Source organism: [Rhizobium] kunmingense (assembly GCF_977018605.1).
In genome coordinates this window covers 1171972-1194463 of sequence record NZ_CDRNXG010000001.1, presented here as the reverse complement: position 1 = coordinate 1194463, position 22492 = coordinate 1171972, and the positions used below count along the sequence as shown (strand labels likewise).

Below are 22492 nucleotides of genomic sequence, written 5' to 3'. Positions count from 1 at the left end.
GAATTGCAAGTCCCACATTTCCGGTTACAGAAAGGTATTGGATATGCAGAACATTCGTTCCTTCGTCGTCATTCTCGCAGGCATTGCCGCAATCGCCGTGGCAGCCCTGCTGACAGCCTCCCTGACCGTTGCCTTCATGGGCACGCTCGCCATTCTGTCGATCGGCAAGGCGCTTTCGAGCCGCATGAAGCCTGCACCCGTCCGGGCCAGCGGAGCTAAGGCGCGGCGCGCCGACATGCGTGTCTGGAACGATGGCCGCGGCACCATTATCGATATGTGATACCGGTGCATTCACGGCTGGGCAGGAAAGCCCGCCGTGAAGCGCCTACGTACTGATCGGTACTGAATCGGCCTTCAAATTCTCCCAAAAATACTTTATGGCAGCCTCCATAAACGTATTATCTGAGGCCGATCATGGAAAAATTCGACAAGCTGACTGGCGTCGCCGCCCCTCTTCCGGTCGTCAACATCGACACCGACATGATCATCCCGAAGGATTATCTGAAGACAATCAAGCGTACCGGCCTTGGCAAAGGCCTGTTTGCCGAAGCGCGCTATAACGAGGACGGCTCGGAAAACCCCGACTTCGTGCTGAACAAGACGGCCTATCGCGGTGCCAAGATCCTTGTCGCGGGCGACAATTTCGGCTGCGGCTCGTCGCGCGAACATGCGCCGTGGGCGCTGCTCGATTTCGGCATCCGCTGCGTCATCTCCACCAGCTTCGCCGATATCTTCTACAACAACTGTTTCAAGAACGGCATCCTGCCGATCATCGTCAGCCCGGAAAACCTGGAAAAGCTGCTGGATGATGCTGACCGCGGTTCGAACGCGATCCTGACGATCGATCTGGAAGCCCAGGAAATCACCGGTCCGGATGGCGGCCGCCTGCATTTCGATATCGATCCCGGCCGCCGACACATCCTTCTCGAAGGTCTCGACGACATCGCCTCGACATTGAAGAGCGATACCGCGATTTCGAGCTTCGAGGCGAAGAACCGCAGCGAACGCCCCTGGCTCTGAGGAAATCCGATGCGCAGGCTCGCAAGCGGCATAGTCTGATCTGTTCTGGCCTCGTCCTTCGGCAGGCTCGGACGAGGTTTTAGCCAAGCGCGGGTCAGCCCGCGCGGGGGGATGGTGGGCCTGTCGAACCCAAGGTGTTTTAAGACATGGCAAAGAACCTCTTCCTTCTTCCCGGCGACGGCATCGGCCCAGAAGCCATGGGCGAAGTCCGCAAGATCATCGCCCATATGAACGAAGCGATGGGCGCCGACTTCACGCTCGATGAAGGCCTTGTCGGCGGCTGCGCCTATGACGCCCATGGCGTTGCGATTTCCGATGCCGACATGGCAAAGGCCATGGCTGCCGATGCGGTCCTGTTCGGTGCCGTCGGCGGCCCGAAATGGGATGGCGTTCCGTATGAGGTTCGCCCGGAAGCCGGCCTGCTGCGCCTGCGCAAGGATATGGAGCTTTTTGCCAACCTGCGCCCGGCCATCTGCTATCCCGCACTTGCCGCTGCCTCCTCGCTGAAGCCGGAGCTGGTCGAGGGTCTCGACATCCTCATCGTCCGCGAACTGACCGGCGGCGTCTATTTCGGCGAGCCGAAGGAAATCATTGATCTCGGCAACGGCCAGAAGCGCGGCATCGACACCCAGATCTACGACACCTACGAAATCGAACGCATCGCCGGCGTCGCCTTCGAATTGGCCCGTACCCGCCAGAACGCTGTCTGCTCGATGGAAAAGCGCAACGTCATGAAGTCCGGCGTCCTGTGGAACCAGGTCGTCACCGAAACCCACAAGCGCGCCTATTCCGACGTCAAGCTGGACCACATGCTGGCCGATGCCGGCGGCATGCAGCTCGTGCGTGCGCCAAAGCAGTTCGACGTCATCGTCACCGACAACCTGTTCGGCGACATGCTGTCCGACGTTGCAGCGATGCTGACCGGCTCGCTCGGCATGCTGCCGTCGGCCTCTCTTGGTGCGACTGACGCCAAGACCGGCACGCGCAAGGCGCTTTACGAGCCGGTCCACGGTTCGGCACCGGATATCGCCGGCCGCGGCATCGCCAACCCGATCGCGATGATCGCCTCGTTTGCCATGTGCCTGCGCTATTCATTCAACATGGTGGCCGAAGCCGATAGGTTGGAAAAGGCGATCGCCAACGTGCTGGATCAGGGCATCCGCACCGGCGACATCATGGCCGAAGGCTGCCGCCAGGTCGGCACCGCCGAGATGGGCGACGCGATCCTCAAGGAATTCAAGGCCCTTTCGGCCTGAACAGGACGGACTGGAATGAAAAAGGGCCCGGCGCATCGCACCGGGCCCTTTCTTTTATCCGGACGGGAGCCTTTAGCCCGCGAGATCGACATCCCGCTTTTCGCGAACGAACAGGACGCCGATGACGACCGTCAGAAGCGCGAAGATGACCGGGTACCAGAGGCCTGCGAAAATATCGCCGGTCGAGGCGACGATCGCAAACGACGTGGCCGGCAGCAGGCCGCCGAACCAGCCATTACCGATGTGGTAGGGCAGCGACATCGCCGTATAGCGGATGCGGGTCGGGAAGAACTCCACCAGTGCGGCGGCGATCGGGCCGTAGACGATGGTCACGTAGATGACCATCACCGTCAGGATGGCGATCACTTTCAGCGACTGAGCGCTGCCGAGTGCGGAGAAGAAGCCGTCGACCTTGACCTTGGCCGGATCGGTCGCCGCCGGATAACCGGCTGCAACCATCGCCGGGCCGAGTGCTGCCGTGAACGACGGAGCGTCGGTAAAGGCGATCGGCGCACCGCCATTGACGATGAGCTGAGCCGGCGAACCCGCAGGCGCTGCCACCTGCGTATAGCGGAAGGCCTGCTGCGACATCGTGCGGCGCATCACGTCGCAGGGCGTCGTGAAGGTGCGGATACCGACCGGATCGAACAGCGAGCCGCAGGTGGCGGGATCGGCGGAAACCTCTGCCCGAACCGTCTCGATCGCCGTGGAATAGGTCGGGTTTGCCGCCGTCGTCAGCGCGCTGAACAGCGGGAAGTAGGTGGCCGCCGCAAGAATGCAGCCCGCCAGGATCACCGGCTTGCGCCCGATCCGGTCCGAAAGCGAACCGAAGACGAGGAAGAAGGGCGTGGCGATGATCAGCGCCCAGGCGATCAGCACGTTGGCGGTGAGAAGATCGACCTTCAGCACGGTCTGCAGGAAGAACAGGGCGTAGAACTGTCCCGTATACCAGACGACCGCCTGGCCGATCACGAGGCCGAACAGCGCGATCAGCACGATCTTGCCGTTCTTCCAGTTGCCGAAGGCTTCCGATAGCGGCGCCTTGGACTGGGTCCCCTCCTCCTTCATCTTCTTGAAGATCGGCGATTCATGCATCTGCAGACGGATGTAGATCGAGATGATCAGAAGAATGATCGACAGGAGGAAGGGAATGCGCCATCCGCCCGTCAGGCCGAAGAAGATCGGCTGTGTCGTCTGGAACGCTTCCTCGCCGAGATTCATGCGCAGGGTCACGATCACGAACAGCGACAGGAGCAGACCCAGTGTCGCCGTGGTCTGGATCCAGGCCGTGTAGAAACCGCGCCGGTTGCGCGGCGAATGCTCGGCCACATAGACCACCGCACCGCCATATTCACCGCCCAGCGCCAGACCTTGAGCCATGCGCAGCACGACGAGAATGATCGGTGCAATGACGCCGATCTGGTCATAGCTCGGCAGAAGGCCGACCGCGAAGGTCGACAGGCCCATGATCAGGATGGTGAGAAGAAATGTGTACTTGCGGCCGACGAGATCGCCGAGACGGCCGAAAACCAGGGCGCCGAAGGGGCGCACCAGGAAGCCTGCGGCAAAGGTCAGAAGTGCGAAGATCGCCTGCGTCGCCGGCGGAAACTGCGAAAAGAACTGCTTGCCGATGATCGCGGCCAGCGTTCCGTAGAGATAGAAATCGTACCATTCGAACACGGTACCGAGCGAGGAGGCGATGATCACCTTCCTCTCCTCGGGCGTCATCGGCTTTGTCCTGGTATCGGCCGTCGCTGTGACATTTGCCATTGTCGTCCTCCCAACAAGGTGAAACCCGCGCCCGGAAACCGTTTCGGCTTTCCTCCTTCACCGAAACAACCGTGACGCGATGATCCCAGATTGACAGAAATCAGGACAACCGATGAGTGATGCTTTGGGATTATGACTTTCGTCTAAGACCGAAGCCGAAGTTGAAACCGTTTCAGCTTACAGCTTGCTTGACTCCGTTACAGAATGTTCTAAACACATGCCCGAACGGGAAAACGCCCAAATGATCGCCTGCGAATTCGACATCGCTGCATCTAGCCTGCCGGCCGAACACGCCGGGCAGCGTTTTTTCGCTTTCTCCAAAACCATGGCCAAAACGACGACGAAAATTATCGTCTGACGTCTCTGGCCTCCGCTCTCTCCCCGGTAAGGCCGGGGACGAGGAACACAGCGCGAGATGCGCATGTGTTCCCCCTCACCAGCCCGCGGAGAGACAGAAAGAGAGCATAGACATGGGTTTCAAGATTGCAGTCGCCGGCGCTACCGGCAATGTCGGCAGGGAAATGCTGAACATTCTCGCCGAGCGCGGTTTCCCGGCTGACGAAGTCGTCGCACTCGCCTCCGCCCGTTCGCAGGGCACCGAGGTCTCCTTCGGCGACAAGACGCTGAAAGTGTCCAACCTCGAGAACTACGATTTCTCGACGACCGATATCTGCCTCATGTCCGCCGGCGGCGACATTTCCAAGAAGTGGTCCCCGAAGATCGGCGCCCAGGGCTGCGTCGTCATCGACAACTCTTCTGCATGGCGCTACGATTCCGAGGTTCCGCTGATCGTGCCGGAAGTCAACGCGGACGCAATCGCGGGCTTCACCAAGAAGAACATCATCGCCAACCCGAACTGCTCGACCGCCCAGCTCGTCGTCGCGCTGAAGCCGCTGCACGACTTCGCCAAGATCAAGCGCGTCGTCGTTTCCACCTACCAGTCGGTCTCCGGTGCCGGCAAGGAAGGCATGGACGAGCTCTTCACCCAGACCCGCGCCGTCTTTGTCGCAGACCCGGTCGAATCGAAGAAGTTCACAAAGCGCATCGCCTTCAACGTCATCCCGCATATCGATAGCTTCATGGAAGACGGCTATACGAAGGAAGAGTGGAAGGTCCTGGCCGAAACCAAGAAGATGCTCGACCCGAAGATCAAGGTCACCTGCACCGCGGTGCGCGTCCCGGTCTTCATCGGTCATTCGGAATCGGTCAACATCGAGTTCGAAAACGAGATCACCGCCGATCAGGCGCGCGATATCCTGCGCGAAGCACCGGGTTGCCTCGTCATCGACAAGCACGAGAACGGTGGCTACATCACCCCGATCGAGTCCGCCGGTGAAGATGCGACCTACATTTCACGCATCCGCGAAGATGCGACCGTCGAGAACGGTCTCAACATCTGGGTCGTCTCGGACAACCTGCGCAAGGGTGCGGCTTTGAACGCAATCCAGATCGCCGAACTGCTGGTCAATCGCGGCCTCATCAAGCCGCGCAAGGCCGCAGCCTGATCGACAGAAATCGTTAAGCATATTGAATTAGAAAATCCTGCCGAAAGGCGGGATTTTCTTGTTTGCGGCAAACCTTCACGAACTATTCATGGCGGTTTTGGTGCGGATTGCTTGCAGATGACCGCTTTACAACGAATAGTGAATACAAGAACGGCGCCTATGATTGGCGAGGGACGGATGATCGAATGAAGAAGATTTTATCGGCAGCACTGGTCTTTGGCGGCGTGATCGCAGCAGGCCCGGCACTCGCCCAGCAATGCGGCAACGACTCCTCCGGCTTCAACCGCTGGGTTCAGGAATTCAAGCAGGTAGCCCCCTCGAACGGCATCAGCCCTTCCGTAATCGACCGCGCCTTCGCCAATGTCTCGTACAATCGTGCGACGATCAGCGCCGACCGCGGCCAGCGCAGCTTCAAGCTCTCCTTCGAGGAATTCCTCAAGAAGCGCGGGGCTTCGACCATCATTGCCCAGGGCAAGAAGATGAAGTCGGCCAATGCGGGCCTCTTCAACCGTCTCGAAAGCCGCTACGGCGTGCCGGCCGGCCCGATCATCGCGATCTGGGGCATGGAGACCGGCTTTGGTCGCTTCCTCGGCAACCAGCACACGCTCTCGGCCGTCGCGACGCTCGCCTATGACTGCCGCCGCTCGGCCTTCTTCACCGAACAGCTTTACGCGGCGCTGCAGCTGGTTGCCCGCGGCGACCTGAGCACCACCGCCAAGGGCGCCGCCCACGGCGAAATCGGCCAGACCCAGTTCCTGCCGCTCAACGTCATCCGCTACGGTGCCGACGGCGACGGCGATGGCCATGTCGACATGGTCGGCTCGCGCGCCGACGCGCTCGCATCGACGGCCAACTTCCTGAAAGGTCACGGATGGGTGTCGGGTGCCGGTTATCAGCCGGGCCAGCCGAGCTTCGTGGCGATCCAGGGCTGGAACGCCGCAACGGTCTATCAGCGCGCGATTGCCTATATGGGCGCCGAAATCGACGGCAAGTAGGATTTAGCAAAAGAAGGCATTTCCGCCGCCCCGTTCGAGAGGCGGAAATGCTCTGGACTTAGGCAGGCGCCTGATCGGAAAGGTCGGGCGCCTGTTCCGTTTCGAGGTCCGGGCGGATGAAATCGCCCTTGTCGTTCATCACCCACAATTCGCCGCTGGAAATGTCGAACCAGGCTCCGTGGACGGAAAGCTCACCCTTGTCGGTCAGCGCCTTGACGAAGGGGAAGGTGTCGAGATTGCCAATCGAGTTGCGGATCGAGACGCGCTCGAGCGCCGTCTGCCGCTCCGCCGTGGTCATCAGGTCATTGCTCTGGATCTGCTCGGCCGCAGGCTTCACCAGACCGATCCACTTGCCGATGAAATCGCCCGGCGAAAGCGGCTGCAATTCGGGATCGAGTGCTGCCTGGATACCGCCGCAGCGGCCATGGCCCATGATCACGATATCGCGGATCTTCAGGACCTGGATCGCATATTCGAGTGCCGCCGATGTGCCGTGCAGCTGGCTGTCCGGCTCGTAGGGCGGCACCATGTTGGCAATGTTGCGCACGACGAAGAGTTCGCCCGGACCGCAGTCGAAGATCGTCTCCGGTGCGGCGCGAGAATCGCAACAGGCAATCAGCAGCGTATGCGGCTTCTGGCCGTTCTCGGCGAGAACACGGTAGCGTTCGCGCTCGTCGGTATAGCGGCCGCTCATGAAGTTGCGGTAACCCGCAAGCAGTTTTTCTGGAAAATCCGTCATGGCCGCAACGAATATTACGGCTTTCCGATAAGATCAACGGGCTGTCTGCGCCCCACGCGTAATCCTCATGGCAACAGCGAAACACCGACAATCGCGTTTTTATTGCCAAGCGACGGTTGCTTTGACACATCTCGTCGCTAATGCTCTCCAAAACAATGTGATTTGCCTCGAAATCGACAGGTTGGACATGTCGGATCGCGGCATTCGGCCTTTGGGGAGAGATCATGGTCTGGAAGAACAGCGCAAAACGCTCCAAGCAGATGGACGAGGCAAAGTCATTTGCTGCCAAGTCGAGCCCGGACTATCTCGATCCCGCCCTGATGTTCGGCCGCGCCAGCGATGACGACATCGCCGCCTATACGCCGCAAATGCTGGGTATCGCCGCCGCCCATGCCGGCGCCCGCCTGAAAGGCTGGAGCCGCATTCGCGCCGATATCACCGTCATGCCGGTGCCGGGCGTCGAACCTGGCGGCATGCCGGTCTCGGTTGTAACCGTCGTCGACCGCAACATGCCCTTCCTGTTCGATTCCGTCATGGGCGAGGTAACCGCCACGCACCGCGGTCTCGCCATGGCCGTACACCCGATCCTGACGATGGAGCCGGGAAAGGACCCGGTGCTGCGCAGCAATGAAGCACCCGTCGATCCCGCCCATCAGGTCAGCCTGATCCAGATCCACATCGCCCAGCTGACCGCGGAACAGGCCGATCACCTGGTCGAGCGCATTCGCTTCATCCTCGATCAGGTTCACCTCGCGATCACCGACTGGTCGGCAATGCTCGACACGCTGGACGGCGCGTCGAAGCAATTGCTGAACGCCAAGCCGAGAAAAGGTGCCGATCGTGAAGAGGCGCTCGCCTTCCTCGACTGGCTGCGCGACGACAACTTCACCTTCCTCGGCATGCGTGAATATGTCTATTCGGGCAAGGGGTCCAAGGCGACGGTCGAGCGCGGCAAGGGCAGGGGCCTTGGCATCCTCTCCGACCCCGACGTGCTGGTGCTCCGCCAGGGCAAGGACCAGGTCACGACGACGCCCGAAATCCTCGAATTCCTCGACGGACCGCAATTCCTCATCGTCACCAAGGCGAATGTGAAATCGGTCGTCCACCGCCGCGCCTATATGGATTATGTCGGCGTCAAACGCTTCGACGAGAACGGCAAGGTCGTCGGCGAACTGCGCATCGTCGGCCTGTTCACCGCCACTGCCTACACCGGTTCCGTGCGCGAAATTCCGCTGCTGCGGGAAAAGGTTGCCGGCATCGACGAACATTTCGGCTTCGACCCCTACAGCCATTCGGGCCGCATGCTCGACAACACGCTGGAATCCTATCCGCGTGACGACCTCTTCCAGATCGACCGCGAGCTTCTGGCGAAATTCTGCGAACAGATCATGGATCTGAGCGAGCGGCCGCGGGTGCGCGTGCTTGCCCGTATCGACCATTTCGACCGCTTCGTCTCGACCATCGTCTACGTGCCGCGCGAAGACTATAATTCGCTGGTTCGTGAAAAGGTCGGCGCCTATCTCTCGGACGTGTTCGAAGGCCACGTCTCCGCCTATTATCCGGCCTTCCCGGAAGGCGGCGTGGCCCGCGTCCACTTCATCATCGGCCGCAGCGGCGGCAAGACCCCGCGGGTTGCGCAGGCAAAACTCGAGGAGGCGATCCGCCTCATCTCCACCCCCTGGGAGGACCGCTTCGCCCTGCTTGCGGCGGATGGCCCGCGCCTGTCTGTCACCAACGCCTTCCAGGAAGCCTTCAGCCCGGAAGAGACCTTTGCCGACCTGCCGGATATCGCGGCCTGCGTTGCAGGTGAGGCGATCCGCATCGAGTTCTACAAGCGCCCGAGCGACGCGCAGAACAGCGTTTCGCTGAAGATCTTCCACCGCGATCACCACCTTTCGCTCTCGCGCCGCGTGCCGCTTTTGGAAAACCTCGGCTTCCGCGTTGTCAGCGAGCAGACGTTCGAAATCCATGCCGGCCCCACCTCACAGCTCATCGTCCTGCACGACATGGAACTGGAGCTGCGCGAAGGCCGCGAGATCGATCTCGAGCAGGAAGGCCAGCGCCTCGAAGACGCTTTCCTTCTCGCCTTCAACGGCCTGACGGACAATGACGGCTTCAACCGCCTCGTCCTGCTCGCCGGCCTCTCCGCCCGCGAAACCACAGTGCTGCGCGCCTATGCCCGCTACCTGCGTCAGACCGGCATCGTCTATTCGCAGACTTATATCGCCGACACGCTGGTCAAGTATCCGCAGGTCTCCGCCGATATTTTCGCGCTCTTCCAGATCGGCTTCGATCCGGACCTGTCTGAAAAGAAACGCACGAAAAAGCTCACCCAGCTTAACGAGGAGATCGAGGAAAGACTGTCCTCCGTCCCGAGCCTCGATGAAGACCGCACCCTGCGCCGCTTCGTCAACGCCATCGATGCGACGCTGCGCACCAACTATTTCCAGAAGGATGAGACCGGCGCGCCAAAACGCATGCTCGCCTTCAAGTTCGATCCGAGCCAGCTCGACGGCCTGCCGGAACCGCGCCCCTTCCGTGAGATGTTCGTTTACGGCACCGAGGTCGAGGGCGTGCACCTGCGCTTCGGCAAGGTCGCCCGCGGCGGGCTGCGCTGGTCGGACCGCGGCGAGGACTACCGCACCGAAGTGCTCGGTCTCGTAAAGGCACAGCAGGTCAAGAACGCCGTCATCGTGCCGGTCGGCGCCAAGGGCGGCTTCTTCCCCAAGATGCTGCCGGCCGGCGGCTCCCGTGACGATATCTTCAACGCCGGCAGGGAAGCCTACAAGACCTATATCCGCACCCTGTTGTCGATCACCGACAACATCGTCGAAGGCGAGATCATCGGCCCGGACAACACCATCCGCATCGATGGCGACGATCCCTATTTCGTCGTCGCTGCCGACAAGGGCACGGCAACCTTCTCCGACACCGCCAACGGCCTGGCGCAGGAAGCCGGATTCTGGCTCGATGATGCCTTCGCCTCGGGCGGTTCGGCCGGCTACGACCACAAGAAGATGGGCATCACCGCCCGCGGCGCCTGGGAAGCCGTCAAGCGACACTTCCGCGAGATGGACATCGACATCCAGACGACCCCGTTCAACGTCGTCGGCGTCGGCGACATGTCGGGCGACGTCTTCGGCAACGGCATGCTGCTTTCGGAAAAGATCCGACTGATCGCCGCCTTCGACCACCGCGACATCTTCATCGATCCCGATCCTGACACCGACGCATCCTTCGCCGAGCGCAGCCGCATGTTCGCCCTGCCGCGCTCCAGCTGGCAGGATTACGACCGCTCGACCCTGTCCGAAGGTGCGATGATCATCTCCCGCACGGAGAAGTCGGTCAAGCTGACGAAACAGGCAGCAGCGGCGATCGGCCTCGACAAGACGACGGCCACCCCCTTCGAGATCATAACCGCGATCCTCAAGAGCCAGTCCGATCTTCTCTGGTTCGGCGGCATCGGCACCTACGTGAAGGCCGCATCCGAGACGGATACGGAAGTCGGCGATCGCGCCAATGATCCGATCCGTATCATCGCGGCGGAAGTCGGTGCGAAGGTGATCGGCGAGGGCGCCAATCTCGGCGTCACCCAGAAGGGTCGCATTGCCTACGCGCTGGCTGGCGGGCGCTGCAATTCGGACGCGATCGACAATTCCGCCGGCGTCAACTCCTCCGACGTCGAGGTCAATATCAAGATCGCCCTCAACGCCGCCATGCAGGACGGTCGCCTGCCACGCGCCAAGCGCAACCAGCTGCTTGCCTCGATGACAGACGAGGTCGCCGATCTCGTGCTGCGCAACAACTATCTCCAGCCGCTGTCGATCTCGCTCATCGAGCGCCGCGGCACGGCAAACCGCGAGCAGCTTGCCCGCCTGATGTCGGTGCTGGAAGCTCAGGGCAAGCTCAACCGCAAGGTCGAGACCCTGCCGGACGATGTTGAACTGGCGGAACGCTACGCCGCCGGCCGGCCGCTCACCCGTCCGGAAATCGGCGTGCTTCTTTCCTATTCGAAGATCGTTCTTTTCGATGCCCTGTTGGAAAGCGGCATTCCCGACGACCCGTATTTCGCCTCGGTGCTGAAGGCCTATTTCCCAGCCAAGATGCAGAAACCCTATGCCGCGGACATCGGCCAGCACCGCCTGCATCGCGAGATCGTCGCAACGGCGCTCGCCAACGAGGCAGTCAATCGCGGCGGCCCCGGCCTGATCCAGATGATGGCCGACATGACGGGCGCCAGCAGCGCCAACATCGTCAAGGCAATCTTCCTCATCCGTGATGGTTTCGACCTGCCGCAGCTCTGGTCCCGCATCGATGCTCTCGACAATGAGATCGCCGGCAGCGCCCAGAACGAGCTCTATGCGCAGGTGAGCCGCATCATCGTGCTCGGCACCTATCTGGCGCTGCAGACGCAGATCGGCGCCGCCGACATGACGGAGGCCGTCACCCGTCTCAAGGCCGCCATCAAGGGCCTGCGTGGTACCGTGACGGACGCGATCATCGCCGAGACGGCGCCGCTTGCCGCCGAGCTTGAGGCCCAGGGCGCGCCCGCCGACCTGATCGGCGAGATCCGCATGCTGTCGGCCCTCGTCATCGTGCCGGAAATCATGCTGATTGCCGAACGCACCGGCGAGACCATGGCCCGCGCCACGGAAAGCTATTTCACGGTCACCGAAACCTTCCGCGTCAACCGCCTCATCGTGGCGGGCGAGCGGATCGCCACCTCGGATCACTACGAAAGCCTTGCCCTGTCGCGCAGCCTGCAGCAGCTCGCCTCTGCCCGCCGCGACATCGTCACGGCGGCGCTGACCGAACATCGCAAGGACAAGAAGCCGGTCGAGGCATGGATTGCGGCGGATCGCGTCCGCGTCAACCGCATCGGCGCGGAGCTGATGGCGATCGGCGACAGCGGCGATCCGACCTTGCCGAAAATCTCCGTCGCCGCCGGCTTGCTCGGAGACCTGGCACACAGGCGGCTGATCTAGAATGGGAACGGGATGACCTTGGTGAAAGAGGCAGAAGCGCCGGCGGTAGCGAGCCGGCGCGGCATATGGGGCTGGATGCTGTTCGACTGGGCAGCCCAGCCCTTTTTCACCGTCGTCACCACCTTCATCTTCGGCCCCTATTTCGTCTCCCGGCTCACGCAGGACCCGGTCTCAGCCCAGGCCGCCTGGAGCAATATGGCGACGATCTCGTCGATCGTCATCGCCATCCTCTCTCCCATCCTCGGCTCGATCGCCGATCAGTCCGGCGCGCGAAAACCCTGGATCGCCGCCTTTGCCGCCCTCAAGATCGCAAGCCTTGCAATGCTGTGGTTCGCCGCGCCCGGCTCACCCATCATCTGGCCCATCACCTTCATGATCCTGGCCTCGATCGCAGCGGAATTTTCGATCGTCTTCAACGATTCCATGATGCCGCGCCTCGTTGCCCGTGAGGATTCCGGTCGCATTTCCAACATCGCCTGGGGTCTGGGCTATCTCGGCGGCATGATCGTGCTGATCGCGGTCGTCACGCTACTTGCCGCAAGCCCGCAGACGGGCCTGACCCTGATCGGCATCCCCCCGCTTTTCGGCCTCGACCCGATCACAGGAGAAGACGCGCGCATCACCGGGCCGATCGCTGCCCTCTGGTATCTCGTCTTCATCCTGCCGATGTTCCTCTTCACCCCGGATGCCGAAAAGGGCCTGCCCTTTGCCGCCGCCGTCCGCTCCGGCTTTACGGAACTGCACGGCACGCTCCGCGAGCTGCGCCAACGGAGGAACATCACCCGGTTCCTGATCGCCCGCATGCTCTATCAGGATGGCGTCAACGGCCTCCTCATTCTCGGCGGCGTGTTTGCCGCCGGCATGTTCGGCTGGGCGACGATCGAGATCGGCCTCTACGGCATCATATTGAATGTCGTGGCGATCTTCGGCTGCATGGCGGCAGGCCTGCTGGACAGGGTGCTCGGCTCCAAGACGGTCGTGCTCGTCAGCCTTTGCCTTCTGCTCGTCGCAACGCTCGGCATCATTTCCACCAATCCGGGCAGCGTTTTCTTCGGTCTGCTGCCATTATCGCTGGAAGACAGCCAGGGCTGGTTCGGCACAGCGGCGGAAAAGGCCTATGTCCTGTTCGGCCTTCTGATCGGCATCGCCTTCGGCCCGGTACAGGCCTCGTCGCGCTCCTATCTGGCGCGGTCGATCGAGCTGCATGAAGCCGGGCGCTATTTCGGCATCTATGCGCTCTCGGGACGGGCGACGAGCTTTCTCGCCACCCTGTCCTTTTCTCTCGCCACCTATGCCACGGGCTCGGCCCATCTCGGCATGGCGACGCTTCTCATCTTCCTCGTCGCCGGCCTGGCGCTGCTCGTCGCAACGCCTTATCCGGCAGACAAAGCCGGAGAGACCCCGGCTTTGTAGCTCGCCTTCCTAGTGGCGGAAGTGGCGCATGCCGGTAAAGACCATCGCGACACCGTGCTCGTCGGCAGCGGCAATGACTTCCGCGTCACGCATCGAGCCGCCTGGCTGGATGACGGCGGTGGCACCGGCCGAGATCGCCGACAGAAGACCGTCCGCGAACGGGAAGAAGGCTTCTGAAGCAACCGCCGACCCCTTGGTCATCGGCTCGGCCCAACCCATCGCCTTTGCGGCATCCTCGGCCTTCAGGCCGGCGATGCGGGCGGAATCGATACGGCTCATCTGACCGGCGCCGATACCGGCCGTCTGGCCGTCCTTGGCATAGACGATCGCGTTCGACTTGACGTGCTTGGCAACCTTGTAGGCGAATTTCAGGTCTTCCATCTCGGTCGCGGTCGGCGCGCGCTTGGTAACGACCTTGAGATCGACATCCTCGATCACGCCGCTGTCGCGGCTCTGCACCAGAAGGCCGCCGGCAACGGTCTTCGCCGTGATGCCGCGCGAGCGCGGATCGGGCAGGCCACCGGTCACCAGCAGACGAAGGTTCTTCTTGGCCGCAATGATCTGCTGCGCCTCGTCGGAAACTTCAGGGGCAATGATGACTTCGGTGAACAGCTTGACGATCTCTTCCGCCGTCTCCGCATCGAGGAGCTGGTTGACCGCGATGATACCGCCGAATGCCGAGGTGCTGTCGCAGGCGAGTGCCCGAAGATAGGCATCCTTCAACGTCGAACCGGTGGCAACGCCGCAAGGGTTGGCATGCTTGATGATCGCGCAGGCCGGGCCCTGGTCGGCGGCAAATTCGCCGATCAGCTCGAAAGCGCCATCGGTATCGTTGATGTTGTTGTAGGAAAGCTGCTTGCCCTGCAGCAGCTTGGCCGTCGCAACGCCCGGACGGTTTTCACCGGTCACGTAGAAGCCGGCGCTCTGGTGCGGGTTCTCGCCGTAGCGCATGGCTTCCTTCAGCACGCCGCCGATGGTGCGGTAGGCCGGGGTCTCGATTTCGAGTGCTTCGGCGAACCAGTTCGAAATTGCCGTGTCATAGGCGGCGGTGCGGGCATAGGCCTTGGCCGCCAGCTTCTGGCGGAACGCATACTCCGTCTCGCCGCCATTTGCCTTGAGCGCCTCGATCAGCGCGTCGTAGTCGGCGGGATCGGTAACGATCGTCACATAGGCATGGTTCTTCGCCGAGGCGCGGATCATCGCCGGGCCGCCGATATCGATATTCTCGACCGTCGTCGGATAATCACCGCCGGCCGCGCGCACTTCCTCGAACGGGTAGAGGTTGATGACCGCAAGGTCGATGCCCTCGATACCGTGTTCCTTCATCGCCGCAACATGCTCTTCGTCGTCGCGGATGGAGAGGAGACCGCCATGCACGTTCGGGTGCAGCGTCTTGACGCGACCGTCCATGATTTCCGGGAAGCCGGTAACGTCGGAAACATCGGTCACCGCCAGTCCGGCAGCGGCGATCGCCTTGTGCGTGCCGCCGGTCGACAGAAGCCTGACGCCCTGCTCAGCGAGCGCCCTTGCGAGTTCGATGATCCCGGCCTTGTCGGAAACCGATAGAAGCGCGGTACGGATCTTGACGCGATCGGGAGCGGGAATTTTCTTGGAAACGACGGCCATCGGTCTCTCCTGAAAGAGCTGCCACAGAAGGGCTAGGGAAGGGGATGGGCGCCGGTTAGCACAGCTGGCGGTAAGAAGAAACGCCTATTCGCCGCGTTTCAGCATCCAGCGGAATTCCCGAAGTCCGGAAACCTGGGCGTCGATCACCAATTGCTGGCTTGGCCGCATGCCGGAAACATCGGCGAAGAACACATCCTCGTCGATCGCCAGCGCCTGCCCCGGCGCCGCAAAAATCCACGCCTCGCCATCCGGCGCCTGCATCAGGACGCTCTCGCCATCGCGCCGACCGATCCTGATCGAAGGGTGGATATGAAAACGGACGGCAAGCGACAATGTCGCGCCGGCCGTACCCTCCTTCGGGATCAGCCGGTCGCAGCCCTTGATCTTGTCGCCGCCGGCGCTGAGTGCGATTTCGCGCTCGTGGGTATAGCCGAAACGCTCCTCATAGCCGTCGTGGCGGGCGCGCAGCCAGTCATTGCCGTGGCTGTCGTCCCAGCGCTCGACACCGATCTCGCGCACACCCGGCAGCAATATCTGGCCGGTGAAGCGGGAATTGATCACCCGGCTGGACGAAGCTTCCGCAAGGCTCACGGTCGAATGCGCCGCCGTCGAGCGCGACAGATGTCGATAATAACGTCCGGCAAACCGTGGCGAGCCGGAATTGACGATGAAGCGATGTCGGCCGGACGACATCTCGAAGGACAGGCAGCCCGCATGTGCGCCATGCGAAGAGTCGATGCCGGCAGGGCAGCCCGTATCCACAAGAATGACCGTATTGTCTGCCGTCAGCCGCTGGTAATTCATCTGCGGCAGCGCCTTGAACGGCCGGCCGGCAGATTCATCATAGCGCAGCACCGACATCAGTTCGCTCGCCGGTGTGGCGTTTGCCCCATTGAACAAGGCAAGGTCGCCATCCTGATGACGGAAGAAGCGCAGCGCCGGATACATCCGGTCGATCGTCGGGATGAGCTTCTGCGGCAGGTCATATCCGAGATTGATATAGGTCTGCCTGAGCGGCAGGAGATCGATGAGAATATCGAGGATCGCCCGCGGATTGCGCGACACATGCCCGCCATCGGCGAGAATCTGCCGATCCAGCTCCCGGTCGAGTGCAGCACTTTCCCGCCGGATCGCCGCCATTCGCATCGGCAGCGAAAGCGACGCCACCGCCAGCGCAATCCTCACCCTCAGCCGCGTTTCCGGGCTGCTGCAGCAATCGGCCACCTTGCGCAGATAGCCCACCTGATAGGCGAGGCTTTTCATGAAGCGGCGATAGAAACCGGCCTCTGCGTTATGCAGGATGATGGTCGAGTGCGAAAGCCAGGCAATCACCCGCGTCGCCACGACATCCGCATCCCAGGCGATACCCCGCCGACGCCGGCCATGCGCCGCGATCCAGTCGGACACGATATGCCGCGCGCTGGCGCAGCCTGCATCGCTTCGATCCGCCCTTATATGCCTGAGCCATCCGAAGCCATGCAGGCGCTCGGCAAAGGATTTCGATGGCAGCTCAAGTTCGAAAGGCGAATCGCCAAGCGTTTCGAGAACCCGACCGGCGAGGGGAAAGCGCCCTTCCAGAATTTCCTGCGCGATGAAGGGATCGACGGCGCGAAGATCCGTCGGCGCAACGATCAGCCGCTCAGGTGTCTTCGTCGCCATGCCCGACACGGCGACGCGCAGCGGCGCCGTGCGATGGCAGAAGCGCCGTCGCATCTCGCGCAGGCCGGAAAGCAGAAGCCTTCGGCGATCGGCCAGCCGCATGGTCACACAAAATACTCCGCAGGGCTTGGATGTGCTGGATAAGCGATAACAACTTTAGATAAATTGGATTTATCGGCCGCTAGGGTGAATAAATCCTTACCGCACCCGCATCACGCTGGCAAAGAAGCCATCCATGCCGCCGGCAAAACCGTCCACTGGCGGCAGCATGGCCGGCGTCGTACGGAAATCGCCCTTGGGCGTAATCGCGTCCTCCAACCCCGGCCAATCTGCGGGATTGATCGCGGCGCGTTCGAGCGAAGGCGTATCGGCAAGCACCCGTTCGACAAGCGCCTCACCCTCTATGGGATCGAGCGAGCAGTTGGAAAAGACGATCAATCCACCGCTTTTCACCAATGTTGCCGCATGGCGCAGCATCCGCTCCTGCAAGACGGCAAGCTTCTCGATATCCGAGACGCCCTTCGTCCAGAGCACGTCGGGATGCCGGCGCGTGGTGCCGGTGGAAGAGCAGGGGGCATCGAGCAGAACGCCATCGAGCTTCTCTGCCGGTGCATAGTTGAAAAGATCGCCTCCGACCGTCTCGGCCTCCATGCCCAGGCGTGCAAGGTTTTCCCGAAGCCGCGCCAGACGGTTCGGTGACTGCTCGACCGCCGTCACGACGGCACCCGCAGCGATAAGCTGGGCAGTCTTGCCTCCCGGTGCCGAACACAGGTCAGCGACATGCTTGCCCTTCAATTCGCCGAACAGCTTTGCCGGAATGCTGGCAGCGACGTCCTGAACCCACCATTCGCCGGCCTCGAAACCTTCGAGCGCCGTTACCGAGCCTTCGAACGCACCGAGACGAACACTGCCCGTCGGCAGCAGCCGGCCGTTCAACTTTGCAGCCCAGCCCGCAGCATCCGTCTTGACGGTGAGATCGATCGCCGGCGGCGTCATCTGCGCCTCGGCGATCCGCATCGCTTCATCCTCGCCATAGGCGCTGACAAGACGCTTGAGGAACCATTGCGGCACCGGCGAAACGGATGCGGTGGCCGCCAGGATATCGTCCTTCTCGCGCACCATGCGGCGCAGGATCGCATTCACCAGCTTGGCAAAACGACGATTGCGCGGATCACGGTTTGCCTGCTCGACCGCCAGGTCGACGGCAGCATGCGAGGGCACGTCGAGATGCAGGATCTGCGCCGCGGCCACGACCAGCACGTGGTGCAGCGCCCGCGCACCTTCCGGCAGCGGCGTCTCGATCATCGAGGAAATCGCGGCTTCCAAACGCGGCAGATGCCTGAGCGCCGTCGTCAGGATGGCGCGCGCAAGCGCCCGGTCGGCATCGTTGAGCGCCTTGTAGGCCGGATTGCCATGCGTGAGATCGAGCATGCCGTCGACCGAAATCCTGCGATCGACGGCGGCAGCCAGAAGTTTCGACGCAGTGACCCGTACTTCCAGTCCGGGCTTGTGCGGTTCATGACCCGAGCGCGCGGAACCGCCTTTTTCGGCGGGGCGTTTGAATGGCTTCTTCTTGTTATTCTCGTTCAAGACCAGGGACCTTTGCGCGGTTCATCCGATCCGCGGCCCCAGGGATTGTTTGCGCCGGAATTCGGTACGGAGCGCGCGGTTCGCTGCGGTCTAGCAGCCGAAGACGGCCCCGTCGAGCCACCGCCCCGAAACTCGCCCGCCATCTTCTGCAGCGCAGCGATCCGGTTATCGGTGTTCGGGTGGGTGGAAAACAGGTTATCCATCCGCTCTCCCGAAAGCGGGTTGATGATGAACATATGCGCTGTCGCCGGGTTCCGTTCGGCATCGTCATTGTGGATGGTGCGGGCAGAACCGGCGATCTTGCCGAGCGCCGAGGCGAGCCACAACGGATTGCCGCAGATTTCCGCGCCGCGACGGTCGGCCGAATATTCGCGTGTCCGGCTGATCGCCATCTGCACCAGCATGGCGGCAAGCGGTGCCACGATCATCGCCACGAGAGCACCGATGAAACCGAGCGGATTGCTGTTGTTCTCGCGGTTGCCGCCGAAGAAGAAGGCGAAATTGCCGAGCATGGAGATCGCACCGGCAAGCGTCGCGGTAATCGTCATCGTCAGCGTGTCGCGGTTCTGCACATGCGCCAGCTCATGCGCCATCACGCCCGCCACTTCTTCATGGGTCAGGCGCTGCAGAAGACCCGTCGAGGCGGCAACGGCGGAATTTTCCGGATTGCGGCCCGTCGCAAAGGCGTTCGGCTGCGGGTTGTCATAGATATAGACCTTCGGCATCGGCAGGCCCGCATTGGCCGCCAGATCCCGGATCATCAGGTAGAATTCCGGCGCGCTGCGCTCGTCCACTTCCTGTGCATGATAGGCGCGCAGCACCATCTTGTCGGAATTCCAGTAGGAAAACAGGTTCATGCCGGCAGCGATCACCAGCGCGATCATCATGCCGCCCCTGCCGCCGATCAGAAACCCGACGCCCATGAACAGGGCCGTCATGAAGGCCAGAAGCATGGCGGTGCGCATCACATTCATCGTCATCTCTCCGTTGCCGATTTCGTCCCCTCCGAAAATCGGAGGGTTTTCTAGCGGGTGTGAACACCCTATCATGTGGTCAATTCAGCCGGAATTTTCAATAAACCTTGCGGTGAAGCGTAAGATGCAGAACGCGGACAACGACAATATGGAAAACATCTCCGACGACGGCGAGATGAGAAAGCCGCTATCGCCGGCAGCCCAGCGCGCCCTGAAGGAAGCGGAGGAACGCCGCCAGGCGGAAACCCATCCCGATATGCCCGAGGAATTTGGCGGCCGTGGGGGCGCAGACCCCGCCCGCTTCGGCGACTGGGAAATCAACGGCCGCGCAATCGATTTCTGATCACGAAATAAGATAAAATTCCTATTGACGTCAGCCGTGATCTGGAATTTATTCCTTTCATGATCAAGCGAGGCGTTTTCATTCTCGGCATGGCTCTGGTCCTCCCGACCAGCGCCCAGTCGCGCGAGGAAATTTCCGGCCCGGTGTCCGCCGAAATCATCCGTGTCATCGATGGCGATACGCTGCTCGTTGAAGCCCAACCATGGCCGCAGCAGCGCATGGAAGTCTATGTCCGCATTCGCGGCATCGATACGCCCGAACTCAAATCGAAATGCGAAACGACCCGTCTCGCCGGACAGGCCGCCCGCCATGCGCTTGAAGTTCTTTCGACCCGCTCACCCCATATCCGCCTGACGAACATCGCGGGCGACAAATATTTCGGCCGCATCGTCGCCGATGTCACCTTGGAGGATGGTCATGACGTGGCGGGAGGCCTGCTTCTGGCAGGCCTCGCACAGCCCTATGACGGTGGCCGCAAGCCCAGACAGGCCTGCGACGACTGATTTGCCGGAAGCGCCGGCCAGAAACTCAGGCCGGACGGTAGATCATTGACATCAGGCATCCACCTTGTTCTGCCGGTTCTCGATCAGGTCGTCGACCACCGCCGGTTCGGCCAGTGTCGACGTATCCCCGAGCGCGCCGAAATCGTCCTCGGCGATCTTGCGCAGGATGCGCCGCATGATCTTGCCCGAGCGCGTCTTCGGCAGACCCGGCGCAAACTGGATCTTGTCCGGTGCCGCGATCGGGCCGATCTCGTTGCGCACATGCTTGGTCAGCTCCTGGCGCAGCTCGTCGGTCCCTGCATTGCCCGCCATCAGCGTCACATAGCAATAGATGCCCTGACCCTTGATGCCATGCGGATAGCCCACCACCGCCGCCTCTGAAACCAGATGATGCGACACGAGGGCCGATTCCACTTCCGCCGTGCCGAGACGATGCCCGGAGACGTTCAGCACATCATCGACGCGACCGGTGATCCAGTAATAACCGTCCTCGTCACGCCGGCAGCCGTCACCGGTGAAATATTTTCCCTTGTAGGTCGAGAAATAGGTCTGCACGAACCGCTCGTGATCGCCATAGACCGTGCGCATCTGCCCCGGCCAGCTGTCGGTGATGCACAGATTGCCGTCCGCCGCCCCTTCCAGCACATTGCCTTCGTTGTCGACAAGCTGCGGCTTCACCCCGAAGAACGGCTTGCTTGCCGAGCCGGGCTTGAGATCAGTCGCCCCCGGCAGCGGCGTGATCATGTGCCCGCCGGTTTCCGTCTGCCACCAGGTATCGACGATCGGGCAGCGCTTGTCGCCGACGACGTTGTAATACCATTCCCAGGCTTCCGGATTGATCGGCTCACCCACCGTGCCGAGCAGGCGCAGGCTTTCGCGCGACGACCGCTTGACGAACTCGTCGCCGGCCCCGATCAGCGAGCGGATCGCCGTCGGCGCGGTGTAGAAGATACTGACCTTGTGCTTGTCGACGATCTCCCAGAACCGACCCTGATCGGGGAAATTCGGTACGCCCTCGAACATCAGCGTCGTGGCGCAATTGGCCAGCGGGCCATAGACGAGATAGGAATGGCCCGTCACCCAGCCCACATCCGCCGTGCACCAGTAGATATCGCCGTCCTGATAGTCGAACGTGTATTCATGCGTCATCGCCGCATAGACGAGATAACCGCCGGTCGTGTGCAGCACGCCCTTCGGCTTGCCGGTCGAACCGGAGGTATAAAGGATGAACAGCGGATCCTCAGCCTTCATCTTCACCGGCTCGCAATGCCCCTTAACGGTGGCGATTTCCTGATGGTACCAGATGTCACGGCCCGGCGCCCAGTTGGTCTTGCCGCCGGTGCGACGCACCACCAGCACCTTGTTCACCGTCACATACTGGCGCGCCGCGATATGGATCGCCTTGTCGGTGTTTTCCTTCAGCGGAACCGGCTTGCCGCCGCGCACGCCCTCGTCACAGGTGATCACGAAGGTCGACTGGCAGTCGACGATACGACCGGCAAGCGCCTCCGGCGAAAAGCCGCCGAAGACGACGGAATGCACCGCGCCGATGCGCGCGCAGGCCAGCATCGCATAGGCCGCCTCCGGTATCATCGGCATGTAGATGGTGACGCGATCGCCCTTCTTGACCCCATGCTTCTTCAGCACGTTCGCCATGCGGCAAACCTGATCGTACAGCTGGTTATAGGTGATCTTCTTGTCGATGTAGGGGTTGTCGCCTTCCCAGATGATGGCGGTCTGCTCGCCATGCGTCTTCAGGTGGCGGTCGATACAGTTGTAGGAAACGTTGGTCAGGCCGTCCTCGAACCACTTGATCGAAACCTTGCCCTTGAACGAGGTATTCTTCACCTTCGTATAAGGCTTGAACCAGTCGATCCGCCGTCCGTGCTTGCCCCAGAACTTGTCCGGATCCTCGACGCTTTCCTCATACCATTTTTCATACTTGTCCTTGTCGATGAGCGCCTTGGCCTTGGCAGCCTTCAGAACCGGATAGACTTTTTCGGACATGAGTTTCCTCCCTCATTGGCCCCGCCGACCTCTTCTCCGTCAGCGGTGCGACATTCCGTTCATTCATACCAATTGGGGCAGGGGCGGCAATTAGACAAATGGAGGTG

17 protein-coding genes are annotated in these 22492 nt (G+C 61.7%); 10 read left to right on the top strand and 7 right to left on the bottom strand.

The window, feature by feature from the left end:
* Positions 1-43 precede the first annotated feature (43 nt).
* The 3 genes from AC0JZ4_RS05935 (at position 44) to leuB (ending at position 2276) form a co-directional block, all read left to right on the top strand.
* On the top strand, positions 44-280 hold the full coding sequence (locus AC0JZ4_RS05935; protein WP_471885493.1) for a hypothetical protein: 237 nt from the start codon (positions 44-46) through the stop codon (positions 278-280).
* Between the two features lie 134 nt (positions 281-414).
* Positions 415-1020, top strand: a complete 606-nt coding sequence (gene leuD / locus AC0JZ4_RS05930; protein WP_471885492.1) for a 3-isopropylmalate dehydratase small subunit — start codon at positions 415-417, stop codon at positions 1018-1020.
* Between the two features lie 146 nt (positions 1021-1166).
* Entirely contained in the window at positions 1167-2276 is a 1110-nt protein-coding gene (gene leuB, locus AC0JZ4_RS05925; RefSeq protein WP_471885491.1) for a 3-isopropylmalate dehydrogenase, read from the top strand.
* A 72-nt stretch (positions 2277-2348) separates the two neighbouring features.
* Here the strand turns inward: leuB and AC0JZ4_RS05920 are convergent, their stop codons facing one another.
* Positions 2349-4046 (bottom strand): MFS transporter, encoded by a 1698-nt coding sequence (locus AC0JZ4_RS05920; protein ID WP_471885490.1) that lies wholly within the window; start codon positions 4044-4046, stop codon positions 2349-2351.
* A 217-nt stretch (positions 4047-4263) separates the two neighbouring features.
* Here AC0JZ4_RS05920 and AC0JZ4_RS05915 point away from each other — a divergent pair, with 217 nt between their 5' ends.
* From AC0JZ4_RS05915 to AC0JZ4_RS05905, 3 genes are all read left to right on the top strand, one after another.
* Positions 4264-4404, top strand: a complete 141-nt coding sequence (locus tag AC0JZ4_RS05915; RefSeq protein WP_471885489.1) for a hypothetical protein — start codon at positions 4264-4266, stop codon at positions 4402-4404.
* Between the two features lie 112 nt (positions 4405-4516).
* A complete protein-coding gene (locus AC0JZ4_RS05910; RefSeq protein ID WP_471885488.1) occupies positions 4517-5551 on the top strand; it encodes an aspartate-semialdehyde dehydrogenase in 1035 nt (344 codons plus the stop codon).
* 185 nt (positions 5552-5736) lie between these two features.
* Entirely contained in the window at positions 5737-6546 is an 810-nt protein-coding gene (locus AC0JZ4_RS05905; RefSeq protein WP_471885487.1) for a lytic murein transglycosylase, read from the top strand.
* Between the two features lie 58 nt (positions 6547-6604).
* On the opposite strand, the gene AC0JZ4_RS05900 is transcribed toward AC0JZ4_RS05905, so the two are convergent.
* Entirely contained in the window at positions 6605-7285 is a 681-nt protein-coding gene (locus AC0JZ4_RS05900; RefSeq protein ID WP_471885486.1) for a carbonic anhydrase, read from the bottom strand.
* Positions 7286-7509: 224 nt separating this feature from the next.
* On the opposite strand from AC0JZ4_RS05900, the gene AC0JZ4_RS05895 reads away from it, so the two are divergent.
* Complete coding sequence (locus tag AC0JZ4_RS05895) at positions 7510-12270, top strand: NAD-glutamate dehydrogenase (protein WP_471885485.1); 4761 nt, start codon at positions 7510-7512, stop codon at positions 12268-12270.
* Between the two features lie 12 nt (positions 12271-12282).
* Positions 12283-13683 carry an MFS transporter gene (locus AC0JZ4_RS05890; protein ID WP_471885484.1) on the top strand — a complete coding sequence of 467 codons (1401 nt, stop codon included), beginning with the start codon at positions 12283-12285 and terminating at the stop codon, positions 13681-13683.
* A gap of 9 nt (positions 13684-13692) precedes the next feature.
* Here AC0JZ4_RS05890 and purH read toward each other — a convergent pair whose 3' ends face one another.
* The 4 genes from purH to htpX form a co-directional block, all read right to left on the bottom strand.
* On the bottom strand, positions 13693-15309 hold the full coding sequence (purH, locus tag AC0JZ4_RS05885) for a bifunctional phosphoribosylaminoimidazolecarboxamide formyltransferase/IMP cyclohydrolase (RefSeq protein WP_471885483.1): 1617 nt from the start codon (positions 15307-15309) through the stop codon (positions 13693-13695).
* 84 nt (positions 15310-15393) lie between these two features.
* A complete protein-coding gene (locus AC0JZ4_RS05880) occupies positions 15394-17070 on the bottom strand; it encodes a heparinase II/III family protein (protein WP_471887808.1) in 1677 nt (558 codons plus the stop codon).
* Between the two features lie 96 nt (positions 17071-17166).
* Positions 17167-18564, bottom strand: a complete 1398-nt coding sequence (locus AC0JZ4_RS05875; protein WP_471887807.1) for an RsmB/NOP family class I SAM-dependent RNA methyltransferase — start codon at positions 18562-18564, stop codon at positions 17167-17169.
* Entirely contained in the window at positions 18555-19532 is a 978-nt protein-coding gene (gene htpX / locus AC0JZ4_RS05870; RefSeq protein WP_471885482.1) for a zinc metalloprotease HtpX, read from the bottom strand. The genes AC0JZ4_RS05875 and htpX overlap by 10 nt, the downstream gene beginning before the upstream one ends.
* A 124-nt stretch (positions 19533-19656) precedes the next feature.
* On the opposite strand from htpX, the gene AC0JZ4_RS05865 reads away from it, so the two are divergent.
* Positions 19657-19875, top strand: a complete 219-nt coding sequence (locus AC0JZ4_RS05865; protein WP_471887806.1) for a DUF1674 domain-containing protein — start codon at positions 19657-19659, stop codon at positions 19873-19875.
* A gap of 59 nt (positions 19876-19934) precedes the next feature.
* Positions 19935-20378: a thermonuclease family protein gene (locus AC0JZ4_RS05860; RefSeq protein ID WP_471885481.1), complete on the top strand. Its 444-nt coding sequence runs from the start codon at positions 19935-19937 to the stop codon at positions 20376-20378.
* A gap of 51 nt (positions 20379-20429) precedes the next feature.
* Here the strand turns inward: AC0JZ4_RS05860 and acs are convergent, their stop codons facing one another.
* Positions 20430-22385, bottom strand: a complete 1956-nt coding sequence (acs, locus tag AC0JZ4_RS05855; protein WP_471885480.1) for an acetate--CoA ligase — start codon at positions 22383-22385, stop codon at positions 20430-20432.
* Between the last annotated feature and the right edge of the window lie 107 nt (positions 22386-22492).